At 35.2% G+C, this 344-nt stretch carries 1 pseudogene; it reads left to right on the plus strand.

The features are described from left to right. Positions 1–244: 244 nt before the first annotated feature. A pseudogene (locus NL42_RS17190) lies at positions 245–344 on the plus strand (TetR/AcrR family transcriptional regulator); the annotation flags it as partial.

A 344-nucleotide genomic window follows, 5' to 3' on the forward strand; every position in this document is an offset into this window, starting at 1 on the left:
GTTGGCTTTGCACATCCATTATTTCTTGGCAACCTTTGCCAAAAGCTATAACAACACAGCTTAAAAAATTAAAGCAGCTTGATAACCATAGGGTTTTCAGGCTTTAAGTCTTTTTATTTAAAACTTATCAATAACGAACTTGAGATGTGCCACGCACAGTCTTTATAGGCTTTGTTGTGCCTTTTTTTCTCCCAAAAAAGTATCTCGTTTAGAAACAACAATAATTTTTTATAACGGTAAAACGATGCCAAAGTTAGTTCTCCCAACACGTGCTATTCAAGTTATTAATACGTCGATTCATTTATTCCACCATTACGGGTTTCATACCGTTGGGGTCGATAAAA

Source organism: Acinetobacter sp. GN11, from assembly GCF_054823985.1.